Origin of the sequence: Rugosimonospora africana (assembly GCF_016862975.1) — a bacterium.
Lineage (GTDB): Bacteria > Actinomycetota > Actinomycetes > Mycobacteriales > Micromonosporaceae > Rugosimonospora > Rugosimonospora africana.
On the sequence record NZ_BONZ01000165.1, the window covers coordinates 1 to 1,577 of the forward strand.

1 protein-coding gene is annotated in these 1,577 nt (G+C 64.4%); it reads right to left on the minus strand.

The annotated features are described in order from the left end of the window. Positions 1-7: 7 nt before the first annotated feature. Positions 8-1,468 carry an NF041680 family putative transposase gene (locus tag Raf01_RS48995; protein ID WP_203925054.1) on the minus strand — a complete coding sequence of 487 codons (1,461 nt, stop codon included), beginning with the start codon at positions 1,466-1,468 and terminating at the stop codon, positions 8-10. Between the last annotated feature and the right edge of the window lie 109 nt (positions 1,469-1,577).

Genomic DNA, 1,577 nt, shown 5'->3' on the forward strand with positions numbered 1-1,577 from the left:
TTGATCTTTAACCTGTTCGGCGTGGTTTGGTGCCCTTCTTGTGATGGGTGGGGCGCTTGTATGCCTCGCCTGTGGCGAGGATGCGTCCGACGTCGTGGCGTTGGGCTGGCTTCTGGTTTTTCGAGCCGAGTGGCCGTCCGGGGCCTGGCCGGGAGGGTTTCGGTGCACCGGCTGGTGAGGGGACTTTCGTGCGGATGTTGCGGAACCCGCGGCGTACTCGCGCGGGAGTCAGCCGTTGTGGTGGGAGTGGTTTTTCCCAGGGGCGTCGCAGGTCGGTGGCCAGTGTTCGGGCGAGTCGAAGCTGAGTGTGGACAACGATGATCAGCCAGGTCCACCGGTCGGCGGTTTGAGGGTTGCGCAGCTTGGGGATGGTCCAGCCCAGGGTCTGCTTGAGCAGCCGGAACGTGTGCTCGATGTCGAACCGACGTAGAAACGCTTGCCAGCAGCGGTCAACGTCGGCCTTGGTGGCGTCCACTGTCGAGCACCACAGCCATACCGGTTTCGGGTCGCCGCCGCTGGGCAGATGATCGACTTGTAGACGGATCACCGTGCCCTCGATGACCGGAAGTTCGTCTTGGTAGTCCGCCCACGCGGCCCGGCGGGTCAGGAGTGGATGCAACCGATCCCACGCCTGGATGGTCGCCGTGCCGTACAGGCGCGTTTCGGTGGTTGTCACGGCCTGCTGGGCGCCCCAGGTGGCGGGGTCACCGAAGACGAACTCGCTACCATGCTTGGGTGGTCGCCCGTTCCTGCCGGGCGCGTGTGGCGGGACAGGTCGGCGTAGGACGCGGTCGGAGCGCATCCGACCGAGAATCTGTACCGGCAGTTCACCTAGCAGGTGAGCGATCCGGGGTGCGTCGTAGCCGGCATCCAGCACGACCAGGATCTGTGGATCTCCGACCCGCCATTGCCCCACGTCGATGAGTCGCTCGACGACTTCGCGGATTTGCGTTGTGGTCACGGCTGCGAGATCGGCGCCGGGCGCCAACCGGACGGCGTCCAGCAGTGCGGTCCACGAGGTACGGCCGGTCTCTAACGCCGCGACGATCGAGTAGGGCCAGCCGGGGACCATCTGATGCTGGTCCTTGCCGCGTCCGTAGGTATGGCAGAACGACCGTTGGGGTGAGGTGTTAGCCGCAGGACGCGGCCACGGTGACACATCCACCGCGAGCACGATGCGGCCATCCGCAGCTCTGGGTAACCGTTGTGCGGCAACGAGATTCCGTAGGTGTGCGATGTCGATATGGCCGTAGTTGATCCCGTCGTAGAGCGCACCATGCCCGCGTCTATGCTCGGGCGCTAACGACAGTCCCACCAACGAGCGGACCGGGCCGTCGGTGCATAGCACCGCGTCGACCAGTTCGAACAACGCGTCCGCTCGGGCGGTCAGACACGCGTAGAACCTTTGACGGAACTCGATTAACTCCCCGAGCGTCGCGTGGCGATCGGGATCGTGCACACTGATCATCGCAGCCCTTGGGTCGATCTTTGTTCTGTGGCAAGACGATGATCGACCAAGGGCTGCGACCATGATCAAGCGGGGTCAGTACACCCCTGCCGCAGGTTAAACGCCAAGC